The 25,068-nt window shown below is 70.4% G+C and carries 26 protein-coding genes and 1 pseudogene; 11 read left to right on the plus strand and 16 right to left on the minus strand.

Annotated elements, in window-relative coordinates:
• Positions 1 to 54 precede the first annotated feature (54 nt).
• Positions 55 to 1,023 carry a diacylglycerol/lipid kinase family protein gene (locus tag ACZ6MA_RS17635; RefSeq protein ID WP_469434660.1) on the plus strand — a complete coding sequence of 323 codons (969 nt, stop codon included), beginning with the start codon at positions 55 to 57 and terminating at the stop codon, positions 1,021 to 1,023.
• Positions 1,024 to 1,345: 322 nt separating this feature from the next.
• The gene (locus ACZ6MA_RS17640; protein ID WP_004937597.1) at positions 1,346 to 1,603 is read left to right on the plus strand and encodes a WhiB family transcriptional regulator; all 258 of its coding nucleotides are present in this window, start codon (positions 1,346 to 1,348) and stop codon (positions 1,601 to 1,603) included.
• Between the two features lie 199 nt (positions 1,604 to 1,802).
• On the opposite strand, the gene ACZ6MA_RS17645 is transcribed toward ACZ6MA_RS17640, so the two are convergent.
• Together ACZ6MA_RS17645 and ACZ6MA_RS17650 are read right to left on the minus strand one after the other, a co-directional pair.
• Positions 1,803 to 3,269: a sensor histidine kinase gene (locus tag ACZ6MA_RS17645; RefSeq protein WP_469434661.1), complete on the minus strand. Its 1,467-nt coding sequence runs from the start codon at positions 3,267 to 3,269 to the stop codon at positions 1,803 to 1,805.
• A 131-nt stretch (positions 3,270 to 3,400) separates the two neighbouring features.
• Positions 3,401 to 4,204, minus strand: a complete 804-nt coding sequence (locus tag ACZ6MA_RS17650; protein WP_469434662.1) for an ArsR/SmtB family transcription factor — start codon at positions 4,202 to 4,204, stop codon at positions 3,401 to 3,403.
• A 64-nt stretch (positions 4,205 to 4,268) separates the two neighbouring features.
• On the opposite strand from ACZ6MA_RS17650, the gene ACZ6MA_RS17655 reads away from it, so the two are divergent.
• Both ACZ6MA_RS17655 and nagB read left to right on the plus strand, forming a co-directional pair.
• Positions 4,269 to 5,891 (plus strand): MFS transporter, encoded by a 1,623-nt coding sequence (locus ACZ6MA_RS17655; RefSeq protein WP_469434664.1) that lies wholly within the window; start codon positions 4,269 to 4,271, stop codon positions 5,889 to 5,891.
• A gap of 349 nt (positions 5,892 to 6,240) precedes the next feature.
• On the plus strand, positions 6,241 to 7,026 hold the full coding sequence (nagB, locus tag ACZ6MA_RS17660; RefSeq protein WP_469434665.1) for a glucosamine-6-phosphate deaminase: 786 nt from the start codon (positions 6,241 to 6,243) through the stop codon (positions 7,024 to 7,026).
• Between the two features lie 84 nt (positions 7,027 to 7,110).
• On the opposite strand, the gene ACZ6MA_RS17665 is transcribed toward nagB, so the two are convergent.
• The 4 genes from ACZ6MA_RS17665 to ACZ6MA_RS17680 all read right to left on the minus strand — a co-directional run bounded on the left by ACZ6MA_RS17665 (position 7,111) and on the right by ACZ6MA_RS17680 (position 11,929).
• Positions 7,111 to 8,604, minus strand: a complete 1,494-nt coding sequence (locus ACZ6MA_RS17665; RefSeq protein ID WP_469434666.1) for a glycoside hydrolase family 3 protein — start codon at positions 8,602 to 8,604, stop codon at positions 7,111 to 7,113.
• Positions 8,605 to 8,614: 10 nt separating this feature from the next.
• Complete coding sequence (locus ACZ6MA_RS17670; RefSeq protein WP_469434668.1) at positions 8,615 to 9,475, minus strand: carbohydrate ABC transporter permease; 861 nt, start codon at positions 9,473 to 9,475, stop codon at positions 8,615 to 8,617.
• Positions 9,472 to 10,449, minus strand: coding sequence for a carbohydrate ABC transporter permease (locus ACZ6MA_RS17675; RefSeq protein WP_469434669.1), 978 nt, complete (start codon positions 10,447 to 10,449; stop codon positions 9,472 to 9,474). Before ACZ6MA_RS17675 ends, ACZ6MA_RS17670 begins: the two co-directional genes overlap by 4 nt.
• Before the next feature lie 214 nt (positions 10,450 to 10,663).
• The gene (locus tag ACZ6MA_RS17680; protein ID WP_469434671.1) at positions 10,664 to 11,929 is read right to left on the minus strand and encodes an extracellular solute-binding protein; all 1,266 of its coding nucleotides are present in this window, start codon (positions 11,927 to 11,929) and stop codon (positions 10,664 to 10,666) included.
• A 241-nt stretch (positions 11,930 to 12,170) separates the two neighbouring features.
• Between ACZ6MA_RS17680 and ACZ6MA_RS17685 the strand changes: the two genes are divergently transcribed.
• Positions 12,171 to 12,938 carry a GntR family transcriptional regulator gene (locus ACZ6MA_RS17685; RefSeq protein ID WP_469434714.1) on the plus strand — a complete coding sequence of 256 codons (768 nt, stop codon included), beginning with the start codon at positions 12,171 to 12,173 and terminating at the stop codon, positions 12,936 to 12,938.
• A gap of 43 nt (positions 12,939 to 12,981) precedes the next feature.
• Here the strand turns inward: ACZ6MA_RS17685 and ACZ6MA_RS17690 are convergent, their stop codons facing one another.
• The 5 genes from ACZ6MA_RS17690 to ACZ6MA_RS17710 form a co-directional block, all read right to left on the minus strand.
• Positions 12,982 to 13,503: an HAD domain-containing protein gene (locus tag ACZ6MA_RS17690; RefSeq protein WP_469434672.1), complete on the minus strand. Its 522-nt coding sequence runs from the start codon at positions 13,501 to 13,503 to the stop codon at positions 12,982 to 12,984.
• Positions 13,504 to 13,670: 167 nt separating this feature from the next.
• The gene (locus ACZ6MA_RS17695; RefSeq protein ID WP_469434674.1) at positions 13,671 to 14,210 is read right to left on the minus strand and encodes a GNAT family N-acetyltransferase; all 540 of its coding nucleotides are present in this window, start codon (positions 14,208 to 14,210) and stop codon (positions 13,671 to 13,673) included.
• 101 nt (positions 14,211 to 14,311) lie between these two features.
• The gene (locus ACZ6MA_RS17700; protein WP_469434676.1) at positions 14,312 to 15,463 is read right to left on the minus strand and encodes a methyltransferase domain-containing protein; all 1,152 of its coding nucleotides are present in this window, start codon (positions 15,461 to 15,463) and stop codon (positions 14,312 to 14,314) included.
• Positions 15,460 to 15,594 (minus strand): hypothetical protein, encoded by a 135-nt coding sequence (locus ACZ6MA_RS17705; protein WP_469434677.1) that lies wholly within the window; start codon positions 15,592 to 15,594, stop codon positions 15,460 to 15,462. Before ACZ6MA_RS17705 ends, ACZ6MA_RS17700 begins: the two co-directional genes overlap by 4 nt.
• Positions 15,595 to 15,666: 72 nt before the next feature.
• Positions 15,667 to 16,947, minus strand: coding sequence for a helix-turn-helix domain-containing protein (locus ACZ6MA_RS17710; RefSeq protein WP_469434678.1), 1,281 nt, complete (start codon positions 16,945 to 16,947; stop codon positions 15,667 to 15,669).
• Between the two features lie 189 nt (positions 16,948 to 17,136).
• Between ACZ6MA_RS17710 and ACZ6MA_RS17715 the strand changes: the two genes are divergently transcribed.
• On the plus strand, positions 17,137 to 17,505 hold the full coding sequence (locus ACZ6MA_RS17715) for a DUF6415 family natural product biosynthesis protein (protein WP_469434679.1): 369 nt from the start codon (positions 17,137 to 17,139) through the stop codon (positions 17,503 to 17,505).
• A 113-nt stretch (positions 17,506 to 17,618) separates the two neighbouring features.
• On the opposite strand, the gene ACZ6MA_RS17720 is transcribed toward ACZ6MA_RS17715, so the two are convergent.
• Together ACZ6MA_RS17720 and ACZ6MA_RS17725 are read right to left on the minus strand one after the other, a co-directional pair.
• Positions 17,619 to 18,026 carry a TipAS antibiotic-recognition domain-containing protein gene (locus ACZ6MA_RS17720; RefSeq protein WP_469434680.1) on the minus strand — a complete coding sequence of 136 codons (408 nt, stop codon included), beginning with the start codon at positions 18,024 to 18,026 and terminating at the stop codon, positions 17,619 to 17,621.
• 253 nt (positions 18,027 to 18,279) lie between these two features.
• A complete protein-coding gene (locus tag ACZ6MA_RS17725) occupies positions 18,280 to 18,717 on the minus strand; it encodes a MarR family winged helix-turn-helix transcriptional regulator (RefSeq protein WP_469434682.1) in 438 nt (145 codons plus the stop codon).
• Positions 18,718 to 18,887: 170 nt separating this feature from the next.
• On the opposite strand from ACZ6MA_RS17725, the gene eno reads away from it, so the two are divergent.
• The gene (eno, locus tag ACZ6MA_RS17730) at positions 18,888 to 20,186 is read left to right on the plus strand and encodes a phosphopyruvate hydratase (protein WP_469434683.1); all 1,299 of its coding nucleotides are present in this window, start codon (positions 18,888 to 18,890) and stop codon (positions 20,184 to 20,186) included.
• Positions 20,187 to 20,345: 159 nt separating this feature from the next.
• Positions 20,346 to 20,852 carry a DinB family protein gene (locus ACZ6MA_RS17735; protein ID WP_469434684.1) on the plus strand — a complete coding sequence of 169 codons (507 nt, stop codon included), beginning with the start codon at positions 20,346 to 20,348 and terminating at the stop codon, positions 20,850 to 20,852.
• A 465-nt stretch (positions 20,853 to 21,317) separates the two neighbouring features.
• On the opposite strand, the gene ACZ6MA_RS17740 is transcribed toward ACZ6MA_RS17735, so the two are convergent.
• The gene (locus ACZ6MA_RS17740; protein WP_469434686.1) at positions 21,318 to 21,962 is read right to left on the minus strand and encodes a dihydrofolate reductase family protein; all 645 of its coding nucleotides are present in this window, start codon (positions 21,960 to 21,962) and stop codon (positions 21,318 to 21,320) included.
• Between the two features lie 301 nt (positions 21,963 to 22,263).
• Between ACZ6MA_RS17740 and ACZ6MA_RS17745 the strand changes: the two genes are divergently transcribed.
• Complete coding sequence (locus tag ACZ6MA_RS17745) at positions 22,264 to 22,503, plus strand: hypothetical protein (protein ID WP_469434687.1); 240 nt, start codon at positions 22,264 to 22,266, stop codon at positions 22,501 to 22,503.
• A gap of 173 nt (positions 22,504 to 22,676) precedes the next feature.
• Here the strand turns inward: ACZ6MA_RS17745 and ACZ6MA_RS17750 are convergent, their stop codons facing one another.
• Positions 22,677 to 23,555, minus strand: coding sequence for a sigma-70 family RNA polymerase sigma factor (locus ACZ6MA_RS17750; protein ID WP_469434688.1), 879 nt, complete (start codon positions 23,553 to 23,555; stop codon positions 22,677 to 22,679).
• Positions 23,556 to 23,634: 79 nt separating this feature from the next.
• On the opposite strand from ACZ6MA_RS17750, the gene ACZ6MA_RS17755 reads away from it, so the two are divergent.
• Both ACZ6MA_RS17755 and ACZ6MA_RS17760 read left to right on the plus strand, forming a co-directional pair.
• On the plus strand, positions 23,635 to 24,045 hold the full coding sequence (locus ACZ6MA_RS17755) for a VOC family protein (protein WP_469434689.1): 411 nt from the start codon (positions 23,635 to 23,637) through the stop codon (positions 24,043 to 24,045).
• Positions 24,046 to 24,176: 131 nt separating this feature from the next.
• A complete protein-coding gene (locus ACZ6MA_RS17760) occupies positions 24,177 to 24,518 on the plus strand; it encodes a VOC family protein (RefSeq protein WP_469434691.1) in 342 nt (113 codons plus the stop codon).
• Positions 24,519 to 24,738: 220 nt separating this feature from the next.
• Here ACZ6MA_RS17760 and ACZ6MA_RS17765 read toward each other — a convergent pair.
• Positions 24,739 to 25,068, minus strand: a pseudogene (locus ACZ6MA_RS17765) (MerR family transcriptional regulator); the annotation flags it as partial.

Consider the following 25,068-nt stretch of genomic DNA (forward strand, 5'->3'; position numbering starts at 1 on the left):
CGGAGACCGGGGCTGGGACGGGGGTTGTACCGACAGGTAGGTAGGCTGGCGGTCATGCGTGCGCTTCTCGTGGTCAATCCGTCGGCCACCACCACCAGTGCCCGTACCCGTGATGTCCTGGTGCACGCCCTCGCCAGCGATCTCAAGCTGGAGGTCGCCACCACCGAGTACCGCGGGCACGCCCGCGATCTGGCGCGCCGGGCGGCCGAGGACGGCAACACCGGGCTGGTGGTGGCGCTCGGCGGCGACGGCACGGTCAACGAAGTGGTCAACGGTCTGCTGCACGCGGGCCCCGACCCGGAGCACCTGCCCAAGCTGGCCGTCGTCCCCGGCGGCTCCACCAATGTCTTCGCCCGCGCCCTGGGCCTGCCCAACGATGTCGTCGAGGCGACCGGGGCCCTGCTGGACGCGCTGCGGGAGGGGACGGAGCGGACGGTCGGGCTGGGCCTGGCGGCTGGTACGCCCGGTACCGAGGACGAATCCGTGCCGGCCCGCTGGTTCACCTTCTGCGCGGGCTTCGGTTTCGACGCGGGGGTCGTCGGCCGGGTGGAGCAACAGCGGGAACGCGGCAAGCGTTCGACGCACGCGTTGTATGTACGCCAAGTGATGAGGCAATTTCTCGGCGAATCGCACCGCAGACGGGGCACGATCACCCTCGAACGGCCGGGCGAGGAGCCACTCGCGAATCTCGTCATGTCGATAATCTGCAACACCGCGCCGTGGACCTATCTGGGCAACCGGCCGGTCTACGCGTCGCCGCAGGCATCCTTCGACACCGCCCTTGACGTGCTGGGATTCACCAAGCTGTCGACGGCGACGGCCGGCCGGTACGTCACTCAGCTGCTGACCTCGACTCCGGAGCGTGGCCCTCAGGGCAAACACGCTGTGTCATTGCATGACCAGACCGCGTTCACCTTGCATTCGCAGGCCCCACTGCCCTTCCAGATGGACGGTGACCACCTCGGGCTGCGTACAAGCGTGACGTTCACAGGCGTACGCCGTGCACTGCGTGTGATTGTGTGAGTGGTAGGGCCAAAAGTCCTTCCACTCGAACGTTTAGACTGGGTTCCACCCCCTGGAAGTACGGCTGTGACCTAGCCGACACCGAGGAATCAAAAAAAACTTTCCAGAAGGGGTTGTATCCGCAGCCGAGGTTTGCGAGTCTCTTCATGGCGATCGGGACGGCCGCTCATTCGGCCTCCTTCGAAAGCCCGAACCCCCTCCTCATTTACTTGGACCGCACCAGTCTTGCGACTGGAGGTCGGCCCTTCCCTTGCGGGGGGATTCGTGAAAGCGTTCACATTCACAAGCAACGTAGCCGCAATTACGAGGAGATGGAGCAGCCATGGACTGGCGTCACAACGCCGTTTGCCGCGAGGAAGACCCGGAGCTCTTCTTCCCCATCGGCAACACCGGTCCTGCGCTGCTGCAGATCGAGGAAGCCAAGGCCGTCTGCCGCCGCTGCCCCGTCATGGAGCAGTGCCTGCAGTGGGCGCTCGAGTCCGGCCAGGACTCCGGCGTCTGGGGTGGCCTCAGCGAGGATGAGCGCCGGGCGATGAAGCGCCGCGCCGCTCGCAACCGGGCGCGTAACGCTACCGCCTGACGATGCCCCTCGGCTCCCGAGCCGCAGCGCGCAGAAGCTTTGAGCCCCGGACCTGGTATCAGGTCCGGGGCTCAGTGCGTTTCGGCTCCGCCGGGGGTTGGTGGGCGCACCACCGCTGCGTGGCGGTGTCCTCAAGCGCCGGACGGGCTTGATGTGGCTGAGGCCGGCCACAGACGGCCCGCCGCCGCAGACGCTCGCGTTACTTCTCCGCGCGGACCGGGATGTCGAGGACTACGCGCGTGCCCTGCCCGGAAGCGGGCACCATGTCGAACGTTCCGCCCAACTCCCCCTCGACCAGGGTGCGTACGATCTGCAGGCCCAGGTTGCCCGCGCGTTGGGGGTCGAAGCCCTCGGGCAGACCCCGGCCGTCGTCCTGTACGGAGATCAACAGGCGGGCGTCGGTGCGGCCGCCGCCGCGCACGGCGGTGATCTCCACGGTGCCCTGCTCCCCCGGCCCGAAGCCGTGCTCCAGGGCGTTCTGCAGCAGCTCGGTCAGGACCATGGACAGCGGCGTGGCGACCTCGGCGTCGAGTATCCCGAAGCGGCCCGTGCGGCGGGCGGCGACCCGGCCCGGGGAGATCTCGGCGACCATCGCCAGCACCCGGTCCGCGATCTCGTCGAATTCGACCCGTTCGTCCAGATTCTGGGAGAGCGTCTCGTGCACGATCGCGATCGAGCCGACCCGCCGGACCGCCTCCTCCAGCGCCTCGCGCCCCTCGGCCGAGCCGATCCGGCGGGCCTGGAGGCGCAGCAGGGCGGCGACGGTCTGAAGGTTGTTCTTCACCCGGTGGTGGATCTCCCGGATGGTCGCGTCCTTCGTGATCAACTCGCGTTCGCGGCGACGCAGTTCCGTGACATCGCGCAGCAGCACGAGCGAACCGATGTGATTTCCCTTGGGTTTGAGGGGAATGGCCCGCAAGTGGATCACTCCGTCGTCGCCCTCGACCTCGAACTCGCGCGGCGCCCAGCCGCTGGCGAGCTTGGCCAGGCCCTCGTCGACCGGGCCGCGCGAGGGCGCCAACTGAGCGGTGGTGTCGCCCAGATGATGCCCCACGAGATCGGCGGCGAGGCCGAGGCGGTGGTAGGCGGAGAGGGCGTTGGGGCTGGCGTACTGAACGACTCCGTCGGCATCGAGCCTGATCAGGCCGTCGCCGGCGCGCGGTGAGGCATCCATGTCGACTTGTTGCCCCGGGAAGGGGAAGGCCCCGTTGGCAATCATCTGGGCGAGGTCGGAGGCGCTCTGGAGGTAGGTGAGCTCCAGCCGGCTCGGGGTCCGTACGGTCAGCAGGTTGGTGTTGCGGGCGATGACGCCGAGGACCCGGCCGTCCCGGCGGACGGGGATGGACTCGACGCGGACCGGGACCTCCTCCCGCCACTCGGGGTCGCCCTCGCGCACGATCCGGCCCTCGTCGAGAGCGGCGTCGAGCATGGGGCGGCGGCCGCGCGGCACGAGGTGGCCGACCATGTCGTCCTGGTAGGAGGTGGGGCCGGTGTTCGGCCGCATCTGGGCGACGGACACATAGCGGGTGCCGTCGAGGGTGGGGACCCACAGGACGAGGTCGGCGAAGGAGAGGTCGGAGAGCAGCTGCCACTCCGAGACCAGCAGATGCAGCCACTCGAGGTCGGAGTCGTCGAGGGCGGTGTGCTGGCGTACGAGGTCGTTCATGGAGGGCACGGTGTGAGCCTACCGGCGGCGACGTCCGGCCTCGCCGGCCGTGCGGATCCCTGCGCGGGCGCGTCCTCAATCGCCGGACGGGCTCATTCCAGCCCGTCCGGTGATTGAGGACGCGCCCGACCCTAGCCCTCCACCACCACGCCGAACGTCCGCCGCAACCCCTCGGCACCCGCATCCGTCGGATGCACCACACGCGGGCTCACGCCATACCGCAGCCAGCCCAGGGCGAACAGGCGGGCGGTGATCGCCGCGCCGAGCGCGCCCGCGAGATGGTGCCGGTGCTCGCTCCAGTCCACGCAGTAGCGGATGGCCGGCCGCCGCTTGGGCAGCCGGTCGGGGTCGACGCCGAAGGCGACGAGGTCGCCGCGCCCGGTGTCGGTCAGCCGGTAGTCGATGTCGCGCCCGTACGCCGAGGGCCGGTCGCGTACCGCCGCCTCGGGGCGGTGGGTGCCGTCGTGCCCGGTGATCACCTCACGGTCGAGCAGGGACCGCAGCAGGGCGACGCCGAGCCGGCCCGCGAGATGGTCGTAGCAGGTCCGGGAGCGGTACAGCGCGTTGGCGACGCCGCTCTCGCGCAGCGAGGTCACCGGCTGTGGCGGGGCGATGAGGGCGAGCGCCTCCAGTGCGGTGGCGATCTCGGGTCCCGCCAGCCGGTAGTAGCGGTGCCGGCCCTCGCGGACGGCGGTGATCAGACCGCCCGCCACGAGTCTGGCCAGGTGGGCGCTGACCGTCGGGGCGCCGACGCCGGCCTCGGCGGCCAGCGCGCCGGCGGGCAGCGCGCGCCCGTCGCAGAGGGCCTTGAGGATCCGCGCCCGGGAGGGGTCCGCGATCAGGGCGGCGGTACGGGCGATGTCCGGCTGACGGTTCAGCCGGCCGGCGGTCCGCTCGGCGCGCCGCCCGGCCGGCGGGGTGGTCTCGTCGCTCATGACCTCACCGTATGCCGACGACACTTCGCCGACCGGCGAAGTGTCCGGACCCGAGACTGGGCCCATGACCGTCAACTCCACAGCCGATCGGCGGCGCCCGGGACCTGTCCGGCGGATCTTCGCGCGCTCCCGACGCCCGGCACCCGCGCTCGCCGCGTGGCGGGAGTCGCCCGAGTACGCCCGGTACGAGGGCGATCCCCCGCCTTCCGCTCACACGCTCCACCCGCTACCGCCGGGAGGCGCCCCCAAGCCGCTCGCCGATCCACGAAGATCCGCCGGACAGGCCCTCGCCGATTCCGACGCGGCGCCCGCGCGCCCGGCCCTCGCCCCTTTGATCGCACTGAGCCTCGGCTACTTCCTGGTGATGCTGGACGTCACCGTCGTGACCGTGGCGGTGCCGGACATCCGGGGTTCCCTGCACGCCGGTCCGTCCGCCGTGCAGTGGATCGTCGACGGTTACAGCACCCTCTTCGCCGGACTGCTGCTGCTCGGCGGCGGTCTCGCCGACCGGCTCGGCCACCGCCGGATGTTCCTCACCGGGCTCACCGTCTTCACCGTCGCCTCGCTCGTCTGCGGTCTCGCCGGCACCACGGCCGTCCTGGTGGGCGGCCGGCTGGCGCAGGGCGCCGGAGCCGCCTTCCTCGTCCCGGCCTCGCTGGCCCTGCTCCAGGCCACCTACCCCGACCGGGCCGTGCGTGCCCGGGCGATCGCCGTGTGGGGGGCCGTCGCCTCGATCGCCTTCGGTGCCGGTCCCGTGGTCGGCGGTCTTCTGATCGCCGGGCTGGACTGGCGGGCGGTGTTCTGGCTGAACCTGCCCGTGGGCGCGCTCGCGGTCGTCCTGACCGTGCGTCACCTGCCCGCCGCGACCGGCGCGCCCGCGACCCACCGGATGGACCCGGCGGGCCAGGTCCTCGGCGTGGTGGGGCTGATCGCCCTGGCAGGCGCCATCAACGAGGCCGGTGCGAAGGGGTGGGCCTCTCCCCTGGTCCTCGGGCTCTTCGCCGTGGGCTTGGCGGCCCTGGCCCTGTTCCTCGCGGTCGAACGCCGTCTGGAGGCATCGGCGCGGACCCGGCCGAACGGCCGGGCCCCGCTGCTGCGCCTGTCTCTGTTCCGCACCGGCGCCTTCTCTGCCACCGCCGTGATCGGCCTGCTGATCAGCCTCGGCTACTACGGCATGCTGTTCCTCTCCACCCTCTACTTCCGGCAGGAACTCGGCTACGACGCGCTGACCACCGGCCTGGCGTTGCTGCCCTCGGTCTGCATGGGCCTGATCGCGGCCCCCGTCTTCAGCCGCATCGCCGCCCGCACCGGGCCGTACGTCCCCATGACCCTCGGGCTCTTCCTCGGCGCCGGCGGCTTCCTCGGCTGGCTGCTCGCCGGGCCCGGCACGGCCTATCCGGTGCTGCTGTTCGCCCTGATCGCCACGGGCCTCGGCCAGACCATGACGGCCCTGGCCTCCATGGCCGCGATCATCGAGTCGGCCCCGGCGGACGGTGCGGGGGTGGCCTCGGCGGTCTTCAACGTCTCCCGCCAGGTGGGCAGTGCGGTGGGGGTGGGCCTCTTCGGCACGGTGGCCTCCGGCGGTCTCACGGGTGGCCTCCACGTTTGCGCCGCATTGGCTTCCGGCGCGTTTCTGGCCGGGGGACTGCTGACGGTCGGCGTGCTGCGCCGGCCGGCTGCCGGGTAGCCGTGTCCGGCGGATCTTCGGCTGCGGGCCGTCTTGGCCGCCTGCGGCGGCGAGCGCCTCTCGCCTTGCCGGCGGATCTTCGGCTGCGGGCCGTCTTGGCCGCCTGCGGCGGCGAGCGCCCTGCGGGCGCGTCCTCAATCGCCGGACGGGCTTGAAATGGCTGGGCTCAGCCGCCATCCCGGGCAAATGGCGTGACCAGCATCAGCCAAAACCAGCCCGTCCGGCGTTTGAGGACACCGCCGCGCAGCGGCGAGGGGCGGCCCCCCGAACCGCCGGACTGGCCGCCGCACGGCGAACCCGCTAGATTGGTCTATACCACCAGCCCATTCTCCAGATCGGCAGGCCCAGCGTGGAAGTTGTCATCGTCCAGAACGCCAAGGCAGGCGGCGAACTCATCGCGGAGGCCATGGCCTCGCTGCTGAGCCGCAAGCCCGACGCTCTGCTCGGCGTGGCCACCGGCTCGACCCCGCTGCCCATCTACGAGGCGCTGGCCGCCAAGGTCCGTGCCGGGGCCGTGGACGCCTCGCGGGCCCGGATCTGCCAGCTCGACGAGTACGTCGGGCTGCCCGCCGACCACCCCGAGTCCTACCGGTCGGTCGTGCTGCGCCAGGTCGTGGAGCCGCTCGGGCTGACCGAGGCGTCGTTCATGGGTCCCGACGGCACCGCCGAGGACGTCCAGGCGGCCTGCGAGGCGTACGACCGCGCGCTGCCGGAGGCCGGCGGTGTGGATCTCCAGCTGCTCGGCATCGGCACCGACGGGCACATCGGCTTCAACGAGCCGTGCTCCTCGCTGGCCTCCCGCACCCGGATCAAGACGCTGACGGAGCAGACCCGCGTCGACAACGCGCGCTTCTTCGATGGCGACATCGACCAGGTGCCGCACCACGTCATCACCCAGGGCATCGGCACCATCCTGGAGGCCCGCCACCTGGTGCTGCTCGCCACGGGCGAGGGCAAGGCGGACGCCGTGGCCCAGACGGTCGAGGGCCCGGTCTCCGCACTGGTGCCCGCGTCGGCGCTCCAGCTGCACCCGCACGCCACGGTCGTCGTCGACGAGGCGGCCGCGTCCAAGCTGAAGCTGGCCGACTACTTCCGCCACACCTACGCGAACAAGCCGGTCTGGCAGGGGCTGTAAACGGGGCTCCGCCCCGGACCCCGGTCCTCAAACGCCGGACGGGCTGCTTTCGCAGCCCGTCCGGCGTTCGGCGTAAGCAGAGTCCTAAATTCCCGCGATGACCTCCGCGGCCGCCAGACCGCACACCCGTGCGGCTCCGTGCGTCGCGACGTGGAGCGCGCCCACCGGCGGTGCCTGGTTCAGGCCCATCTCCACCACGATCGTCTCCGGCCGCGCGGCGACCAGGCCGGTCAGGGCCTCGGCCATCCACGGGTGCCGGTGCGCGTCCCGCACCACGGCGACGATCCTGCGGTCACCCGCGGCCCGCAGTACCTCCTCGGTGCCGGCCGTGTCCCGCCCGTACGTGCCCGTCCGGGTGCCCGGAAGCAACCGGGTGAGTTCGGCGCCGATCCCCCAGGGGGTCTCGTCGCCGACGGCGAAGTTCGCCAGCGGGGTGAACGCCGCGACGTACACCGGCCCGGCGAGCGGGGCGTACCCCTCGGCCCCCTCGGACGAGGTCACGCGCAGGGCACGGCGGGCCGCGGTCAGTCCCACCCCGGGGGCGGGTCCGGTCCCCTCCTGCTCCGCACCCGCCCCCGAGGTCCAGCGCGCCAGGGCGCGCACCCGAGCGGCGGCGTCGGCGAGCCGCTCCTCGGGCAGTTCACCGGAACGGACGGCAGCCACCAGCGCGTCGCGCAGCCGCAGCACGGTGTCCTCGTCGGCCAGTCCGCCGCCGACGCAGATCGCGTCGGCGCCGGCCGTGACGGCCATGACGCTGCCGCGTTCGATGCCGTACGTACCGGAGATGGCCCGCATCTCCATGCCGTCGGTGACGATGAGCCCGTCGAAGCCGAGACCGCCCTCGGTGACCGGTCCCCGCAGCAGGCCGTGCAGGGCGGCCGGGCTGAGCGTGGCGGGCAGGGCGGCGTCGAGCGCGGGCAGCAGGATGTGCGCGCTCATCACGGCCTTGGTGCCGGCGGCGACCGCCGCCCGGAAGGGCACCAGTTCGCGGGCGTACAGCGTGGTGAGGTCCGCGTTGATGCGGGGCAGGTCGTGGTGGGAGTCGACGGCGGTGTCGCCGTGGCCGGGGAAGTGTTTGGCGCAGGCGGCGACCCCGGCCGCCTGCATGCCCTCGATGTAGGCGGCGGTGTGCCGGGCGACCAGGGCGGGGTCGGCGCCGAAGGACCGTACGCCGATGACGGGGTTGTCCGGGTCGGAGTTGACGTCCGCGGAGGGCGCCCAGTTGAGGTTGACCCCGCAGGCGGCGAGCCGGCGGCCCAGCTCGTGGGCGACGGCCCGGGTCAGGCCCGTGTCGTCGACGGTGCCGAGCGCGAGGTTGCCGGGGAAGGAGGAACCGGTGCGGACCTCCAGGCGGGTGACGTCGCCGCCCTCCTCGTCGATGGCGACGAGCACGTCCGCCCGCTCGGCGCGCAGGCGCGCGGTGAGTGCGGCGAGCTGCTCGGGCGAGGCGATGTTGCGGCCGAAGAGGCCGACGGAGGCGAGCCCTTCGCCGAGGCGGCGCAGCAGCCAGTCGGGGGCGGTGGTGCCGGTGAAGCCGGGCTGCAGGACCGTGAGGGCGTCACGGGTGAGCGTGTCCATGGAAGTAGTGCTAGCCCTTCACTGCGCCGGACGTGAGGCCGCCGACCGCCTTGCGCTGGAGGATGACGAAGAGGATCAGGATGGGGACGGCGAAGAGCGAGGAGGCGGCCATCGTGGCGCCCCAGTCGTCGCCGAAGGTGGTGCGGAAGCCGGTGAGCCAGACGGGCAGCGTCTGCGCTCCCGCGTCCTTGTTGAGGATCAGGACCATCGGGAACTCGTTCCAGACGGTGATGAAGCCGAACAGGGAGGTGGCCATCAGACCGGGTGCCAGCAGCGGGAAGATGATGCGCACGAAGGCCTGGGCGCGGGTGCACCCGTCGACCATCGCGGACTCCTCCAGCTCCTTGGGCACGGCGGCGACGTAGCCGCGCAGCGTCAGGACGGTGAAGGGCAGCACCATGACCGTGTAGATGGCGGTGAGCGGTACGAGGCTGTTCAGCATCTCCGCGTCGCGCACGATCATGTAGTAGGCGATGACCATGACCTCCCAGGGGGCCATCTGGGCCATCATCATCACCAGGATGAAGCTCTTGCGGCCCTTGAAGCGCATCCGGGCGACGGCGAACGACGCGAGCAGCGCGATCACCAGCGACAGTCCGACGGCGATCAGGGTGACGGCGAGGGAGTTGCCGACGAAGGTCCAGAAGCCGTCGGCGTGCACGGCCGTCTCGAAGTGTTCGAACGTGGGGCTGGTCGGGAACCAGACCGGGGTGTCGGCGACGATGTCCTTGTTGGCCTTGAAGGCCGTCGCGAACATCCAGTAGACGGGGAACACGAAGCCGATGAAGAGGACGACGGCCGTCGCCCCCGGCCAGACGCGGCCGAGCAGCGAGCCCGTGCCCGTCCGGCGGTCGAGGTCGGAACGCCTCACGCTTCCTCCTCCTCTTGCTTCAGGACCAGGCGCAGGTAGTACGCGGTGAGGCCCAGCAGGATCACGACGGTCAGGATGGAGATCGCGGCGCCCATCCCGAAGTGCTGGTTGCCCATGCCTTCGACGAAGGCGTAGACGGGCAGCGTCTCGGTCAGCCGGTCGGGGCCGCCCTCGTTCATCGCGAAGACCTGGGTGAAGGTCTTGAAGACCCAGATGACTTCGAGGAACGTCGTGGCGAGGAAGAACGGCTTGAGGAAGGGGAAGGTCACCGAGGTGAACCGCTTCCAGGGGCCGGCGCCGTCGAGCGAGGCCGCCTCGTACAGCTCCTTGGGGATGGTGGTCGTCGCCGCGTAGAGGTTGATCGCCACGAAGGGTATGGACTGCCAGACGATCAGCACGGTGATGACGAAGAAGGTGGAGAACTGGCCGCTGGTCCAGTTGAAGTCGGCCATGGCGTGCCAGCCCAGTGCGTCCAGGACGTGGTTGACGACGCCGAAGCGCTGGTCGAAGAGCCACTGGAAGACGGTGGTGGCGGCGACGACGGGCATCGCCCAGGCGAGGACGAGGCCGAGCAGGAGCAGCAGCCGCAGCTTGGAGCCCAGCCGGGCGAGCAGCAGCCCGGTCAGACAGCCCAGCGTCATGATCAGGACGACGTTGGCGCCGGTGAAGACGACCGAGCGGCCGGTGACCCGCCAGAACTCGGCGTTGCCGAGCGCCTCCTGGTAGTTCTCGACGCCGTTCCACTCGGTGACGTGCTGGATGAGCTGGCGCGGGTTGAGGTTCTGGAACGACAGCATGCCGTTCTTCACCAGGGTCCACCCGAGCAGCAGCACCGTGAGGGCGGCGGCGGGGAGGATCAGGAGGTACGGCACGCTCTTCGCGGCCCGCTCCCGGCCGCGGCGGGGCGGCGGGGCGCCGCCCTTGCCGATCCGGGGCGCGGGCTCGGCCGCCGCCTCTGTGATCTGCGCTGACATCGTCGTCCGCCTTCTCCCCTGTCGAACGGTCTTACCTAGGTGCGGTGGTGCGGTATTGCGTGGGTGCGCGCTCTCGGGTGAATGCGCGGGGGTGGCCGGGTGCGCGGCGGTACGGGGGCGCGGCGTCGGCGCCGCGGCCCCCGTCATCGCACGGACCGGTCGGGTCGGCCCGGGCCCGGTCGGACCGGATCCGGCCGGACCAGGTCCGGTCAGGTCACTGCTTCTGGCTGAGGCGCTTGTTCATGTCGGCCTCGACCTGCTTCGCGGCGTCCTCCGGCGACTTTCCGTTCAGGACGGCCGTCATATAGGCCTTGATCGGGTTCGGCGCGTTCTCCACCTGGGCCCACTCGGGGATCAGCGGGGTGGTGCCGCCGCCCTTGGCCGCGGGGGCGGCGGCCTCGGCGGCCGCGTTGCCCTTCACGTTCGAGAGCAGGGATTCCTTGTTGGGGATCGAGCCGACCTCCTTGGCCAGCGCGCCCTCGTTCTTGTCGGACAGCGCGATCTTGAGGAATTCCTTGGCGAGTTCCTGCTTCTTGCTGCCCGTGGCGATCGCGAGGTTGGAGCCGCCGAGGAAGACGCCCTCGGGCTTGTCGGCCTTCTCACCGGGGATGGTGAAGTAGCCGATCTCCTTCTCGATGGCCGGATTCGCCTTGACGGCGGTGGCGGCCTCCCAGCCCATTCCGATGAACGCGCCGGTCTTGCCCTTGGCGAAGACGTCGGCCTGCTGCGGAGTGGCCTCGTCCTTGTCCTTGGGGGCCTTGCTGAAGGCCTGGTACTGCTTGTAGATCTCCATGGCCTTGGCGACCTTGGGGTCGGCGAGGTTGGAGACGTACTTCTTGCCGTCCTTCTTCACCAGGTCCGCACCCGTACCGATGGTGAGGCCGTCGAAGAAGTACCAGTTCTGGCCGGGCAGGTAGAGCGGTTCGGCGTCGCCCTTCTTCTGGATGGCCTCCAGGGCCTTGAAGAAGTCGGCGCGCGTCTTGGGTACGTCCTTGATGCCCGCGTCGGCCCAGATCTTCTTGTTGTAGATCACGACACGGCTGGCGGCGTACCAGGGTGCCGCGTACTGCTTGCCCTCGAAGACGGACGGCTTGTTGAGGGAATCGGTCCAGTCCGCGCCGATCTCCTTCTTGAGATCGGCGAGGTCCTGCAGACCGCCGGTCTGTGCGTAGGAGGGGGTCTGGGTGTTGCCGATCTCCACGACGTCCGGGGGGCTGGACTCGGAGAGGGCCGTGGTCAGCTTCTGCTGGATGCCGTCCCACTTCTGGATCTTGACGTTGAGCTTGGCGCCGGTCTTCTGTTCGAACTCGGCCTGGACCGACTTCGTCCACGCAGGCGGATTCGAGCCATCCATGAACCAGACGGTCAGGCTCTTGCCCTGGGAACCGCCCGAGTCCTTGTCACCGTCGCTGGACCCACAGGCCGCAACACTCACCAACATGGCCGCGACACCCGTCGCCGCTATGAGCCCACGCTTCACAGCACTCTCCTCAAGGACCGAATGTGGTCTTTAATGGTTTAGACCAGTGCCCGCAGCTTGGCCTAGACCTTTTGGGGTGTCAAGGGTGTATAAGAGTCGCTGTCGGCTCCGTTACCGGACCGACACCTCGAGGTCGACCTGGGCGTCTCCGGGCTCCTCGGGCTCTGCCCGTGCCACGATGTGACCGCGATTTACGGAGGAGCCGGTGACGGCAGCAGGATCGGAGTCGGGAAGGCGCACCATGGTGACCGAGGGCGGTACGGCGGAGAGCGGCAACGCCGCGGGGAGCGGGCGGACGGCGCGCGTTCCCAAGTACTACCGCCTTAAACGGCATTTGCTGGAAATGACCGAAACCATGCCTCCCGGCACGCCGGTACCCCCGGAGCGGACGCTGGCGGCGGAGTTCGACACCTCGCGCACGACGGTGCGCCAGGCGCTCCAGGAGCTGGTCGTCGAGGGCCGGTTGGAGCGCATCCAGGGCAAGGGCACGTTCGTCGCGAAGCCCAAGGTCTCCCAGGCGCTGCAACTGACCTCCTACACGGAGGACATGCGCGCCCAGGGCCTGGAGCCCACCTCGCAGCTCCTCGACGTCGGTTACGTGACCGCCGACGACCGGCTCGCCGCCCTGCTCGACATCGCGGCGGGCGGCCGCGTCCTGCGCATCGAGCGGCTGCGGCTGGCCAGCGGTGAGCCGATGGCGATCGAGACGACGCATCTGTCGGCGAAGCGCTTCCCGGCGCTGCGCCGGAGCCTGGTGAAGTACACCTCCCTCTACACGGCTCTGGCCGAGGTCTACGACGTCCGCCTCGCCGAGGCGGAGGAGACCATCGAGACGTCCCTGGCCACCCCGCGCGAGGCGGGTCTGCTCGGGACGGACGTGGGCCTGCCGATGCTGATGCTCTCCCGGCACTCGCTGGACGCCCAGGGCGCGCCGGTGGAATGGGTCAGGTCGGTGTACCGGGGGGACCGCTACAAGTTCGTGGCGCGGCTGCGGCGGCCGACGGAGTAGAACGCCGGGGCGTGACGCGGCCGGGGCCCTCCCGGCGGCCTGATCAGACGAGCTGCCGCAGCCATGAGTCGAGAGCCGTGTAGTCGCCCTCGGTCAGGCCCTGACGAGGGTCGACGCGGTGGAGCAGGGCGTCCCCCGGGTGGTGGGCGGCGACCCAGGCCCGATCGGTGTCGGTGATCTCGTCGTCGACCCAGACGAACGGGCGCCCCGCAGCCCATGCGACGAGGGCACGGGTCTTCCAGTGCAGCCCGTTCCGCTCGTCCTGGTCGTCGGTGTCGGACGGCTCCGGCCAGGCCACCACCGCCAGCCGCGGCAGACCGATGCGGGGAGCGACGCACTCGTTCGCGTCGTCCATCCACGTCGTCGCCCAGACCACCTCGCACGGGAGGGCCGCCAGCCGGGGCCCGTGCTCGGGGTTGACCCTGGCCAGCAGCGGATTCGCGTCGCTGTCGAGCGGTTGCGAAGCGATCGCGTAGGTCGGATACGGGTGGGATGAGACGCCGAACGGGATGAGGGGGCCGTCGACGTCGAGGAAGAGCAGGGAACGCTGCGTGGAGCCGGTCACTGGAGAACGGTACGCCAGCGCGTGGGGGGCCTCTCGCCTGGCCGGCGGACCTTCGACTGACGGCCTGCCTTGCCGCCTGCGGCGGCGGGCCTCTCGCCTGGCCGGCGGACCTTCGGCTGACGGCCGTCCGTGCCGCCTGCGGCGGCGGGCGCCCTGCGGGCGCGTCCTCAATCGCCGGACGGGCTCGCTGCGCGGTAGAGGACGTTCGCGCGCAGCGGCCCTTCGGGGAAGTCCGGGTCGTCGAAGTCCCCGGCGGGGTCCCGGGTCATGCCGATCCGGGTCATCACCGCCTGGGAACGGACGTTGGTGGCGGTCGTCAGCGCGAGGATCTCTGAGAGCCCGAGGGTCTCGAAACCGAAGACCAGCACGGCCCGGCCGGCCTCGGTGGCATAGCCGTGCCCCCAGGCCGAACGGGCGAGCCGCCAGCCGATCTCCACGCCCGTGAAGGGCAGGCCGTCCTCCACGTCGTCCAGGCCCGCGAACCCGATGAACTCCCCGGTCTCGATCACCTCGACGGCCCACCACCCGTAGCCCCGCGCCGCGAAATCGGCCCGGAAGGCCGCGACGGAGGCATCGGCCTGCTGCCGCGTGAGCGGAGCCCCCAGGTGCTCCCGCACCTCGGGATCGGCGTTCATCTCCGCCCAGGGGGCGAGGTCGGCTTCCCGCCACCGGCGAAGCATGAGGCGATCGGTACGTAGCTCATACATACGGCCCAGTTAACGCGAACCGCCGTGGCGGGAGCGATCGGTTTTCCCCATGGCGGGCCGGGCCGGTCCCGGGACGGTGCGGGCGATAGCACGACCCACGGCTACGCGGGGCGCGGGACAAGCCACGAGGAGCCGTCACGGTGCCCGGCCCACAGGCGTTCCTCGGCGGCCCGGACGGTCAGGCCCAGGTCGGTCAGATCCGGCTCGTCGGCCTCGCGCCACGCGGTCACCGCGGCCTCCGCTTCGTCGAGGAGGCGGCGCGGCCCCCATTGCCGGCCGCGCCCGTCCGGCTTCCACGCGGCCCAGGAGGAGCCGTCACGGCTCTGGAACCACCAGGTCTCGCCGAACCGGATGTGCGCTCCGGGCACGAGGACGTGGAAGAGCAACTCGGCTCCGGACGCGGTCTCGAGAACCGACAGGTCCGTGGTGGTGCGGACTCGCTCGGCGCGGGGCATCGTGGCGTCGATGGCCGGGCGGACGTCCGCCACATCACGTTCGCGTTGTCCGCGCAGGGGCATGAACGCCATGGCGTCGGCGATCGCCCCGGACGCCGACTCGCCGTCGTCGGCGACGACCAGACGCACCAAGGCGAGCCCCCGGTAGGGGGTGACGACCACGCCACCGGGGGACGTCTGCTCGATCCAGGCCCACGGCACGCGCATGGCCGAGGCGGTGCTGAGGACCCAGGCGTACGGGGCGCCGTCGGGCCAGCCGGTTTCGCCGTCGCCGACGACCGTCCGCACCTCGTGGTACCCGGCCGTGTCGAGAGCGCGTCGGGCACCGGCGGCGAGCCGGTGGTCCACCTCGACCGTGACGACGTTGCGGGCGCCGACGCGCTCGGCGAGCAGAGCCGAGTCGTAGCCGCTTCCGGTGCCGATGTGCAGCCCCCGCCGGCCGGGCCGCGGATCGAGGTGGGAGAGCTGGCGCATGACGACCCGAGGTGAGGACAGAGACGAGGACAGGCGCCCTGTCGCGGCCCCGCCGGGTGTGTCGTCGTCATTGAGCTGTGTGATCAGCGCGCGGTCGTGGGCATAGACCGCGCGCGCCCAGCCGTCCGGATCCGTGGCCCGGCTGATGAACGGGTACGCACCGTCCTCGCCTCGGGCGGAGATCCATACCCGGGCAGGTGCGAACACCTCCCTGGGGACCGCTTCGAAGGCGTCCCGGACCCAGGGGGCACCGAATTGACGCTCCGCCGCGAGGGCCTCGGCGCAGTCGCGGCGCAGCGTCGCGTAGTCGCGGGTGGTGGTCATCGGCGGTGGGGAGCGTCGCCGTCGTCGATGGAGGGGTCGGTGGGGTCGCTGGGGCGGCCGAAGTCGTCGTCGGGGTTCCAGGCGCGGTCGTCGTCGTCCGGTTCCTGCTGCTGGTCGTGCTTGCGTCCCATGACGATCGTCTCCTTGGTGTTGGAGTGGGGTTCAGGTTTCCGTGGGACCACGGCCGGGCCTCCCTCAACAGCTCAACTGCGCCGTACATGCTCGACCCAGTCCCGGGTGACCTTCGCGCCCGGCGCTCTGGCGTGCAGTGCGGTGGTGAACGTTTTGAGTAGGTGAGGGACAACCCCAGTACCGGTCATGCCGCTCGGGCAGTTCACCTTGGCGGCCGTAGCGCACGCCTGGGGCAGGTCGCCTTGCCTGAGTTGAGCCAAGGCCAGGTGAATGTTGTAGAGGGCGCGATTGCGGTGCTGCTCAGGGCGCAGGCCCGTGAGACAACGGTGCAGGTGGTACTCGGCGGGAGCCAGATCACCCAAGCCGAGCAAGGCAATGCCCGTCACGCCGTCCAGCTCCGCCCGCGTGAAGAAGGCCATGGAAGCGGGCCGGAACCGGGTCGGGTCAGCGCGCTCGAAAGCGCTGGCGGCTCGACCCAGTGCACGGCGCGCACGAGCGTGATCTCTCGTATCGGCGGCGCACAGGGCCAGCCGGGCGTGGCCGAGCGAGGCATACAGCGGATCACTACGGTGGACGGGGGTGGCCATGGCGGCCTCGGCTGCGGAGCAAGCGTCGGTCCAACGGCCGCGTTGCCTGGTGAGTGCCGTGACGTACCGCCACACCTCGTGTTGAACCTGGCCGTCACCAGAGAGTCCGGCCAAGACGACAGCCGATTGCATGTGCTGTTGCGCGCGATCGAGATGCCGGGCGACCACAGCCGCCCACATCGCGGTCGCAGTAGACGCGGCCGCCAAACCGTACAGGCGACCGCGCACGCGCTGAGTCGCACTGCCGCCCTGCTGGAGGCTCATTACTCTTTGGCTGAGGGCCAAGGCGCGGTGTTCGAGCACGGGCCCGCCGCCCTCCCGATCGTCCAGAAGCCACAGAGCAGCCAGCTCACCGCGTAACCGTCGCACGTCGGCCGTCCCGACTGTCGAGCGGGCAGCGCCCGTCAGCGGACTGGTGGACAGAACAGCCCCGGTGGTCACCATGACGAAGGTGCGGCGGCGCACTGGCTTCATCTGCGGGTCCTGCGTGCATGGCGCAAGAGTTGATCCGCCCGGGGTCTTACTCGCCGGGGGCGTAAACCCCAACTCCACCGCCGTGGTCTCGAACACCGCCTCCAGGGCCACCCTTTGGCGGCCCTGCGGCCAGCGGGTTTCCCCGCTCAGATAGCGGCGGACGGTTCGATCCGAGACGTTCCCGCGTCGGCTCGTCAGGCCTTCCACAACATCGTTGATCTGTTCGGCCAGCTCGGCGTGAGACATCCCGCGCGCCTGCATCCGAGCCGCCAACCGGACGTTCGCTGGCATGCACTCACCGTAGAGGGATACTCCGGGGCAGTAACAGCGGCCGTGTAAAGCGCGGGCAATTTCGCCCGGTGCTCTGCAGGCTGCCCGGGGGGCATTTGCCCTACTGACCTGCCGCGAAGCTCGGTTATCTGGTCGTACGCGGGCGCCACGGTGCCCGGCTCTCGCAACGACTCCGAAGAGGACTCACGGATGAACCCCCACCGCGACCGGCAGCCCTTTCGACTCACGACCATGCTGACCGGCGAGATCCCGCCCCTCGATCTCGTCACCATCCGTGCCACGATCCGCCGCGCGCTACAGGAGCGCCCGGCACGGGCGCCACGCGCGGAGATCGAGGAGCTGACCGGAACGCTGCGCGAGCAACTGGGGCTGATGCTCATCCACGTGCAAGCGCGTGCCGACGAGCTGAACCGGGGCACCCTGGCGTGGGACCGCTGGCAGGCCCTCATCGACCAGGTCCGGGCCGATCTGCTCCACAGCGATACCTCGCCCGGCGTCGCCTACCTGGAGGTGCTCGGCCGAGGCGCCCGATTCCTCGCGGACTGCCTCGACGAGTAGGCCATTACCAGAGTGGGGGCAATCGCCCATACTTCGAGCCGGTACCTGCCGGTGCGGGCCCCGGCACGGGCCTCGGCGTCGAGCCGGCCGATGCCCTGGCCCGCGTCGCCCGGCTACGCCGGAGCCCCGGCCCCCGCGCTGGGGGCGAACCCGCTCCCCCGCTCGGCGAACACCTTGATCGCGGCGCCCAGGAACTCCACCAGCCCGGGGTGGTAGGAATCGTGGAACGCCCTCATGGCCTCGTCCTCGGCGTAGAAGAGCGACATGCCGACGTATGCCTCCCGGGAGGGGGTGTAGAACCGGCAGACGATGTCGAAGTGCCTGCGGACGAGTTCCTGGATCTGCTGGTCCCCGGGCAGGGAGCCGCCGTCCAGGAAAGGCGTGATCTCCCGAAACAGGATGTCCCAGTCCTGGTGGACCCGCTCCCTGTCCACATGTTCCCAGTTGTTGGTCTGGGCAAGGCTCTTCGCCTGCTCCTCGGCCAGCGAGCGGCGGCACTCGTCCTCGTAACTGTTCCCCACGGCACCGGTTCCCATCGTTTCGTCATCTCTCCGGTGGATCCCCGAGAGGCCGCCGGCATGTCGGCATCGACCGGCTGCGGATAATCAACTGCCGGTCCAGGCCGAACGGTGACACACAGGCACCGGGTCGGCAAACCATTTCCTGGACCCTCCGGCGCTCCGTCCCGGTCAGCCGACGGCGGAAAGGCGCGGCGCCGGACGGGCCGAGGTGGCCGGGCCAAAGGCCACGCGTCTCATCCGGTCGCGTTCGCGATCACTCGTACAGGCCCTGGCGCGCCGCCAACCGTTCCATCAGGGCCGCGCTGCGCGCGAGCAACTCCCGCTCTTCATCGGTGAGTTCGGTCTCGATGGCCAGGGCCAACCACCCGGCCCGGCGGCCGCGTTCCGCTTCCAGTGCGACCCGGCCGGCGTCCGACAGTTCGACCAGGGACTTGCGGCCGTCCGTGGGGTGGGCCCGGCGGGTGACCAGGCCCTGTTCGAGGAGGAGGCCGACCGCGCGGGCCATCGACTGCGGGCGTACGCGCTGATCGGTCGCGAGATCGCTGGTCGTCATGGCGCCGTCGCGGTCCAGCACGCCGAGCACGGCCACCTGCCCGTGCGGGATCCGGTCCTCGCGCTTCACGCGCCGGGTGAGCTTGCCCATCGCGATGCGCAGTTCGGCGGCGACGTGGGCGGCTTCCGGGTTGGGCATAGGGCACTTTACCCCGGAAACGCCGTTGTGCAGCAGACTGAACAGCCAAACTGATCAGCTGAACTGAACAGCGGAACTGTGCAGCTGTGCTGTACAGTTTCTTCGCACCCGGCCGAGCGCCAGCGTCGTCGCAGCCGCGGCCCGGGAGGCGACAACGGGAAGGAACTCCCATGCCCGCACACACCACCGAACCCACCGCCGTTCGCGACGTCACCGCCCGCGCCGTCCTCGACAGTCGCGGCAACCCCACCGTCGAGGTCGACGTCGTCCTCGCCGACGGATCCCTGGGCCGCGCCGCCGTCCCCTCCGGCGCCTCCACCGGCGCCCGCGAAGCGGTCGAACTGCGCGACGGCGAACCCCGGCGCTGGCACGGCAAGGGCGTCGACCGGGCCGTGGCCCATGTGAAAGGCGAGATCGCGGCCGCCGTCACCGGGCGCGACGCCGACGACCAGGCCGGCCTCGACGCCGCGCTGATCGCGCTCGACGGCACTCCCACCAAGGCGCGGCTCGGCGCCAACGCCCTGCTCGGGGTCTCCCTCGCCACCGCGAAGGCCGCCGCCGCCTCGCACCGGCAGCCGCTGTACCGCTACCTCGGCGGCGCCGACGCCCGCGTGCTTCCGGTGCCGATGATGAACATCGTCAACGGCGGCGCTCACGCCGACAATCCGCTGGACTTCCAGGAGTTCATGATCGCGCCGGTGGGTGCGGACACCTTCGCCGAAGCCGTCCGGATGGGCAGCGAGGTCTTCCACACCCTGCGCCGCGACCTGCTGGCCGCCGGGCACTCCACGGGCGTCGGCGACGAGGGCGGCTTCGCCCCCGCCCTGCGCACCGCCGAGGAGGCACTCGACTTCGTCATGGCCGCGATCGAGCGGACGGGGTACCGGCCCGGCGCGGACATCGGCCTGGTCATGGACCCCGCGTCGTCGGAGTTCTACCGGGACGGCGTGTACGCGTACGCGGGTGAGGGCGTCCGGCGCACGTCCGCCGAACAGGTCGACTACTTCGCCCGGTTGATCGACGCCTACCCGATCGTCTCGGTGGAGGACCCGATGGCCGAGGACGACCTCGACGGGTGGCGTGAGCTGACCGCGCGGGTCGGGGACAGGTGCCAGCTGACCGGGGACGACGTGTTCTGCACCAGCGAGGCACTGGTACGGGAAGGCATCCGTACGGGGGTGGGGAACGCGGTCCTGGTCAAGGTCAACCAGATCGGGACGCTCACCGAGGCGCTCGGCACGGTGGGCGCCGCGCGGCGGGCCGGATGGGCGGCGGTCATCTCGCACCGTTCCGGCGAGACGGAGGACACCACCATCGCGGATCTGGCCGTCGCCACGGGATGCGGGCAGATCAAGACCGGGTCCCTGTCCCGGTCGGACCGCACGGCCAAGTACAACCAACTCATCCGCATCGAGGAGGAGTTGGGGGCGTCCGCGCGGTACGGATACGCTGCCGCGCCCGCCGTGTAGGCCTCTCCGGCGGTGGGCCGGTCCGGCGGATCACTCCGGGCGGCCCACCCTCGCCGATTCGCCGCCGCGACACGCTCAACGCGACGCCGGCCGGGGGCGGATCGCGTACGTTGATAAATGCCTCGACACCGGTCGTGGTGATCGGGGACGCTTCGCGCGATGACCACAATCGACGACACCCCGCCCGCGTGGGACGAGCGCACCCAGCTCACCACGTTTCTCGACTACGCACGTGACACCGCCCGCGCCAAGTGCGAGGGCGTCTCCGCGGAGAACGCGCGCAAGGCGCCCCTGCCGAGTTCACCGCTGATGACCCTGAGCGGAGTGATCAACCACCTCCGCTGGGTCGAGTACTACTGGCTTCACGTGGTCTTCCTCGGGGAGGAGGACCGGGCCCCCTGGACCGAGGAGGACCCCGACCGCGAGATGCGTATCGCCGTCGACTTCCCGCTCGCGCAGCTGCTCGACGAGTACGCCGAACAGAGCGCGCGTCACCGCGAGTTGATCGCCGGGCACGGCCTGGACGAGCGGGCCCGGCGGGCCGTCCGCGACGGCCTCCACGTCGATCTGCGCTGGATCCTCCTCCACCTCACCGAGGAGACGGCCCGCCACAACGGCCACCTGGACATCCTGCGGGAACTGCTCGACGGCACGACCGGCGACTAGTTCCTGTCCGGCGGATCTTTGCCTGCCGGCCGTCTTCGCCGACCGCGGCGGCAGGGGCTCCCCGCGGACGCGTCCTCAAGCACCGGGCGGGCTCGCTATGGCTGGTCTCAGCCGCTAGGCCGTGTCCGGAAAGTAGCGCCGTACGCCCGCAGGGCGTGGCCCGGGGCGTCTGGTGCACATCGGTGATCTCCCCGAGTCGCTTGGCCCCCAACGGTAGGCCGGCCACGTCCCGGGCTTCAGCCCAGTGCCGGGGGCTGCCGGCGGAGACGAGGAGGACATCGAGGCTCGGGGTTGACGCGGCGACCAGCGGCTGCTGGAGGGCGACGAGGCGATGCCGGTCGCAGCCAGCGGCCTGCCCGGCGAGCCGCACCAGCACCGGGACGGTGCGCACATCGTGCTTGAGGCCGTCCCAGGTGGCGACGCCGTACCCGCCGACGTGGCCCGTGTCGGTCGGCTGGTCCGGTCTCACTTCCGCCAGAACAGGTGGTGCGTCACGCCGCTCGGGCTGGGCACGACGTCCTGGTGGAACCGGTCGAGCAGCTCGTCGGGGGACTCCCACAGCCGGGCCCCGGAGCCGAGCTTCGTCGGCGCGACCGCCACATGCAAGGTGTCGAGGAGGTCGGCCTCGAGGAACTGCCGGATGACCGCGGCCCCACCGCCAAGCCGGACGTCCCGCCCCCGAGCTGCCTCCTTCGCCTGGGCGAGCACCGCGGCCGGGTCGCCGCCGACGAAGTGGAACGTGGTGTCGGAGAGCGTGAACGACGGGCGCCTGTGGTGCGTCATGACGAACACCGGCGTGTGGAACGGGGGTTGGTCACCCCACCATCCCTGCCACTCGTGGTCCTGCCAGGGCCCGCGCTGCGGCCCGAACTTGTTGCGGCCCATGATCTCGGCGCCGATGTTACGGGCGTAGTCCCGCGTGAAGTAGTCGTCCAGACCTCGGCTGCCGGGTTCGGAGCGGCTGATGGGCGGGTGGTCGGTAGCAAAGGCCCAGGCGAGCAAGCTCCCCGGATCGGCATGGCCGAACGGCTTCTCGAGGCTCTGGCCCTCCCCCGCGCCGAACCCGTCGCTCGAGACGGTGAAGTTCTGGACCCGCAGCAATTGGCTCATATCGCTCCTCTTTGCTTCGCGCTTTCTGATCACCTGACGAACCCCGTAGACCGGCCGGGCCGGGAAAACTCATCGTCGCATCGTGCAGTTCCCATCGAACTCCCGCAACCGCGCACAGGGCGACGTCTCCCCCTGTGCCGGACACTGCCCGACCACGGTCTCCAGCCGAATCAGCGACCCGCGAAATACGGGACCAGTCGCCAGGCCGGACGCGCGCCTCAGCCGGGCGGCGCCGCTCCGGGCAGTTCTCTTGTGAAGTCGAGCCACTGCTCGATGGTCCCCGCAGCAGTCCAACGGCGCGTTGACCACCGTCACGCTCTCGCAGGAAGACGGGGTTGTACGCAATGCGCTCACTCAGCGCCACCTGGATGTGAAGAAGGAGTTCTACGACCAGGTCCGCTCCCGCGGGCTAATGCCGGGCAGCGAGAAGCGGATGCGGCAGCAGATCGTCAAGCTCAAGGAATTGCGGGCCGAGGATGCGAGGAACTGGCCTAACTCAGGGCTGACATCGGGGGGCTGGTCAGGGTGGTCCATCAGCTGACGGTGGAGAACAGGCAGCTGCGGACCGAGCTGACCGCACCGGACACCCGGGTCCGGGTCCTGCCGACTCAGCTCCGGCCCCGGAGAGTGGCTGGGAGCTGTCCGGCCGATCATGTGCGAAGCCGGATACGGTGTCCTGGTCGAGCGTCACGGGCGGCAGCGTGACGGGGCTGCTCACGCCGGGTCCGGCAGGTTCATCTGCGCGAGCTTGGCCGGGTCGACCACGGCCGTGATGGCGGTGATCCGGCCGTCGGTGACGGTGAACGCGAGGACCGAGAGCGGGGTGCCGTCCTGGCGCCAGGAGATGACTCCGGGAAGGCCGCCCACGAACGCTGCCCGGCCCAGGGTGGCCGCGCTGGCCGCCAGCTGCGCGCCGGCGGCGACCTTGGTGGCGCCGAGGGTGACGACCACGCCGCCGGGGGTGTCAACGGTGAGCCGCACCTCGGGGTCGAGCACGCGAAGCAGACCTTCGAAGTCGCCACCGCGAGCTGCTGCCAGGAAAGCAGAGACCACCTGGCGCTGTTTCCGGCCTGCGCCGGTCGGCCGCTCGGTTGCCTGGACCTTTCTACGGGCGCGGCTGGCGAGCATCTTGGTGGCGTCGGCAGACTTGCCGAGGATGTGGCCGATCTCGTCGAAGGGCACCGCGAACAGGTCGTGCAGTACGAACGCCAGCCGCTCGCTGGGCCGGAGCGAATCGAGGACGACGAGGAGCGCGAGCCCGACCGAGTCGGCGAGCACCGCGTCGTCGTCCGGGGCGGGAGCGTCATCGAGCGTCACCACGAGTTCGGGCAGACGGGCATCCAGGGATGCCTCGGGGCGGGCCTGGCGTGACCGCAGGACGTCGAGGCTGATCCGGCCGACCACGGTGGTGAGCCAGCCGGCAAGGTTCTCGATGACCGTCGCGTCCTGGCGGGAAAGCCGCAGCCAGGCTTCCTGGACCACGTCTTCGGCGTCGGCGTGCGATCCGAGCACGCGGTGGGCGACCGCACGCAGCCGGTCGCGCTGGGACTCGAACGCCTGGGCCACCGGGTCCGCTGAGCCGGTCTCGAGCATGTTGTTACCTTCCCTGAATCCGCTCCGTCATGAGTGATGACGTGCCCGGACGGGCTCAGGTAACCGCTGAAGGAGCACCATGCTGACAAACATCATGTACGTGACGCTCTATGTCACTGATCAGGAGCGCGCGCTGAGGTTCTACACGGAACAGCTCGGCTTGGAGAAGCGCGTCGACTACCCGGGTCCTGACGGACGCTTCCTCACTGTGGGCGTCCCCGGCAGCCCGCTCGAAATCATCCTCTGGCCGCACGCTGCGGCCTCGGGGAGGCCAGCCGAGCTGCAGCCGGGCACCACGCCCGGTCCGGTCTTCCTCGAATCGGACGACCTGCGCGCAGACTTCAAGCTGCTTCGTGACCGCGGTGTGACATTCGACCAGCCCGAACCGGAGGACTACGGTTACGGGGTTCGCATCGAGGCAGTGGATCCAGACGGCAACCGGATCTCGCTGCGCCAGCGCGCAGCCTGGCAGAGCCGCGGCGATGGCTGACCGTTCGCAGAGTCGGCGTGGCCGGCGCCGGACGGCGCCGGCCACGCCAGGCTCGGGACGATGACTGCGATAGGCACGACGGTGTTGAACACAGACCCTGACCCTGACGGACGAGGTGCTCCAGTATGCCAATGAAGATCAACTCGGTGATCGCACGACAGCGCGTTGACAACCTGGAAGCGGCCATCCCTTTCTACGAGCGGCTGACCGGCCAGGCGGCCGGCCGCTTCGACTTCGCCGGTGTGCATCTGGCGCATGTCGGGCCCTTCCTTCTGTTCTGCGGTCCGGACGAGGCAGTGCAGAGGGTCGCCGGAGTGAGTGCCACTCTGGCGGTCGCAGATCTGGCCGCTGCCGTCGAGGAAGGGATCGCAGCTGGTGCCACTGTGGTGATGCCGGCGCAACCCACCCCCAACGGCCACCGAGCGGTGCTGCGGCACCCTCACGGGGGCGTGTACGAATACGTCGGCCCCTGAGCTGAGAGTTGCTCGTCGGTCATGTGACAGCGTCGCGGCCGACATGGTTTACACCAACGGTCCCTGCCGCCGGTGCCTGTGAGGGCGGGGCGTCCGGCACACAATCTCTCCCCGGCCCGTCCACTGCCCTCGGACACCACGCCGGCGTGGGCCCACGAAGTTACTCAGCACCGAGGATCGGAAACACGTACAACCCGGGTCGGTTCGAACCGGTGCCCATTCACGCTATGAGCAGGCGGAGGCCGAGGTCTGCCGCGTCGAGGCCGGTGAGGTCGCTGTTGCGCTCGGCCCACCGGCCGGAGGCGAGGTCGTCGCGCAGGCTTCGCACCGCCCGCTGCTCGGCGTCCGGCCCGACCCTCGTCCACACCGACATCGCACGGCGCACGTGATCCTCCAGATACGCTTCCGGCCGGCGCCAGTACGCCTCGAACAGGCCGTCAGTACAGTCCCACGGGATGGGCACCGGCTCAGCGCGGGCGCCGATCGCGTCGGCCATCCCCGCAAGTGAGGGAAATTCCGCGAGGACGGAGGCGAACTCGGGCAGGTAGTC

The organism is Streptomyces sp. NPDC042259, from assembly GCF_055582085.1.